This window comes from Okeania sp., assembly GCF_983059655.1.
Genome location: NZ_CEZPJD010000800.1, coordinates 1 through 3,594 on the forward strand (window position 1 = coordinate 1; position 3,594 = coordinate 3,594).

The following is a 3,594-nucleotide window of genomic DNA, read 5'->3' on the forward strand; positions in this document are numbered from 1 at the left end:
TCTATTGCCGGATCGTCACCATAGTCAGCTTGAACAAAAATAACATAAGCTCCCTGCTCAACAGCTATATTCTTGAGTGTGTCAATGAGCATCATTGCTATACCTTGCCGACGGTGTTCACTCGATACCGCCAAATCATATATATAAATCTCACTGCGTTCTTGCTCAAATTTGTGAAGTTGATATGCTGTCAAACCACCTACCACTTTTTCATGTTTTAATGCAACCAACACGATAAAATAATCTCTGCTGAGTAACTTACGAAGATAATCAGTTTTAGGCTGGGCCTTGCAATAAGTTTCCACATCATCAAACGCATCACCAAAAACATTGAGCAAGTCTTGCATTAGCTTTATATCTTTCTCAGATAGATGTTTAATGGTGATCTTTTCTGTTGAACTCATATTAAAATAATATTCGCTTGAATACTTAATATAGCACTACGCATTCAGGTTAGGACATTTTTCAATCCTAAAACCCTTTTACAGTTTGCTGTTCCCTGTTCCCTGTTCCCTGTTCCCTAAAGCGTAGCGCTATAAGATTTTCCGTATTCTGTCAATCAAAAAAAAAGGCTCATCAAAACAGAAAATATCAGCTTCCTGAGTCAATGACCGTACCAAAAATATTTGTTATTGTTAAACGTTAGACCTTCTTAATAAATTACTTAGCTAACTTAATTACATTGGAGATAAGGTTTCCATACCCACCCCATTTGTTGAGGAGTTTGTACTGATTGAACATAAACCCACTTTGCTTGAGACTCTTGTCCTGCCGGTGGTTCAGTAACTCTCAGTTGAGTACCTTTATTATAAGCAAAAGGCACATTAGAACCTCTAGCATTGGGAAAATCTCGCACTGGAATATTTGGATATTCGGGGGAACCCACTGCCTGACAAATTGTTCCTATAGGTACTCCACCTGTTCTATTTCCTGTGTTGGGTAGTTGCGAGGCAGAGCGTGTATTGCAATTTTGCAGATAGGGAGTATATACCCAACCTTGAGAATTATTTGGTCCAGTTACTTGTGTCCATTGTCCATCATTAGACCTATTGATGACTGTTACGGAAGTACCATTATTAAAAAAGGCAATATTTCTACCTCCATTTGGCTGGTCTCGGAAATCTACACCTGCACGGGTATCTGCTGGTGAAGACTGAAGCTGACAAACTTGTTGTTGAGCAAGTAATATTTCATTGCTCTGATTAACCCATGGAGTCCATTGGTCTGCCATGGCAATAGTTGGCATTTGACTCCCTATTAAAGATAGAGAAGCAATTGTTAATATTCTTAGGTAATTTGGTTTTTGCTTGATGTTATTTTTCATAAATATTCTGAATTATTTGTAATCGCAAGTTTAACTACTGACTATGTAAGTCTATATTTCGGATGTTTTGATTATTCTTAATACTTTGTTTAGATAAAAACATCCTTTTCAAAAGGTAACGTTATCTTCCTAGCTTTTATATTTTAATATAAATAATTTTTTTGATAAGTGAAGTTTAGGGACTTAAAAAAAATCTTTATTTACTTTAATAAACCAAGGAGGAATTACACGCGCATTCTCTTTTAGATTCTATCTGTGGTATGAATTTTCAACAATGCTACAGCTAAAGTTATTATCTAAGTCCTATCTATCAATTTTAAGGTCGGGAAAATAAGGCATTTAAGGGGGATAAGGTAGAATTTTGATTGGTAACAAAAAATATTGAATAAGAACTAAATTTATTTATTCATCATTACAGCACTTTCAATAATGTTTACATTTACCGGATGCAGATAGCCTTAAATTTCAACCGATAACCTCTCGGCGGTCGGTGTAAATTGGGGTTGTTGGGATGCAGGATAGAGTAAAACTTTATCCTGCTTAATCTATCCAAATATTGTAGAGAGTTTTCCTTAAAGTATGTTGACTTTGATAAGAGTCAGCATTTGGTAGTGATATGTAAAGATTATCTTGCTCTAAGCAATATTCTACAAAACACTCTCTAATTTTCATCCAATCCTGACTACTTAGTTTCTTGTCCTTCATCAACTCTCTATTTTTTGAAATATACTCTTGACTAACAACAGGAGTCATCAACGCCATTTCACTCATGTACACACCTTCTTTATCATCAGTGACAAACTCATAATGTATGCGTCCACAGTGAGTTATCTTTACTCGTTGGGACTCGTAGATATTTGTATCTGTTGGATCGTAGGGTTCAATGAGTCGATAATCAAGAAGAGTCCCAAGATTTTCCTTAACAATAGTTCGACTAACGGTGGTGGGTTCAAAGTAATTCAGGATATCTTCTACAGAACGATATATCTTTTCAGATTCTAAAGTTTCAGAATAAACGTCTAGCAGTAAACGAATAATTGATACCCGAAGCAGTGGACTTGTAACAGCATTAGAGTTAACTTCAAAAAGATTTAGAACAAAGCTACTATCTTGCTGATAGAAATGATTGTAATCTCCTAATAAAAGAGCTTTTTTGATACTTATACGTTGAGGACGAAACTTTTTACCGATAGTATAAGCTGCGACTGATTCAGACATATCTAAAATTGGTGAGGTTATTATCTTTTGAGCAATTTTAAGCCCTCTACGAATATCAAAATTGGCTAACCATCCAACCATACGTCCTACATAATCTTCGTTTACAAAGATGTCTTCTACAGATAATGCAAAGGCTTTTACATCTGGAATTGATAAGCGGACTCCCTTTTTAGTAAAGTATTTTCTGCTTGTTTGAGAATCTTCTTGGGCTTTTAATTTGATAAATTCAACACGTTTTGTCAGAACTTCTTTTGTCGAGGGAACTGGCAAATAGAAGTCTCTATGATCGTAAGATTGAAGTGGTCCTGATTTTGAAAGCTGCCATACTGTGCGATCTGTTATGGGACAGATAATAAACGAAAAACATTCTCTATAAATTGATTGTGCAAATTGAAATACAGACTCTTGAAAAGGTTGTGGGAAATGGTCAGTATTATCAAAAATAATACAAGGCATTAGCTTCCTAGAAATAATTGAGTTTGTAAGAAGTTTTTTTACATATTCTTGGGGTTGATTTACAATTAATTCATCTATCTTTTCACCAAACTTTTCTTTAAAAGCATCCTTATCTCGTTCATATAATGGTTTATATTCCCCATTACTCCATCGTTTATATTCAGAGAAAAAAATACCTTGAAAATCGTCATAACTAGGATAGCCGTCTTTAAATAGATTCTCTTCCAGTTCAGTCTTCAACTTATCAATTAACCAATCAGAAATTGTAGCTTGATTACCATCTGAGTTTGCTAAATCAACGCGAAGAACTAAGCAACTATCACGTAGATGTTTATCTAAAACCAACCGAAAGAACCGATCAATAAAAGTGGATTTACCTGCTCCTTTATTTCCTATGATTAAAACAAATTCACCTTTCTTTAACTCTATTGCACTCCGAATTTCATCTTGTAATTCTGCCCCTTTTTGAGAGTTAACAATATCAATTTTATTCAATAATTGACGAGTAATTTTATCCAAACTCTCATCTGCTGCGCGACTTTCTTTGGATTCTACAAAGCACTTCGCAAGCATATCAGTATCTTCACTGGATATAG

At 34.8% G+C, this 3,594-nt stretch carries 3 protein-coding genes; all 3 read right to left on the reverse strand.

The window, feature by feature from the left end; genetic code table 11:
* On the reverse strand, window positions 1-404 hold a 404-nt coding region (locus tag AC3DU7_RS28555; protein WP_488042637.1), incomplete at its 3' end, for a GNAT family N-acetyltransferase.
* A gap of 269 nt (window positions 405-673) precedes the next feature.
* A complete protein-coding gene (locus AC3DU7_RS28560) occupies window positions 674-1,324 on the reverse strand; it encodes an SH3 domain-containing protein (protein ID WP_488042638.1) in 651 nt (216 codons plus the stop codon).
* A 540-nt stretch (window positions 1,325-1,864) separates the two neighbouring features.
* Window positions 1,865-3,594, reverse strand: a 1,730-nt coding sequence (locus AC3DU7_RS28565; RefSeq protein ID WP_488042639.1) for an AAA family ATPase, incomplete at its 5' end; no start/stop codon positions are given.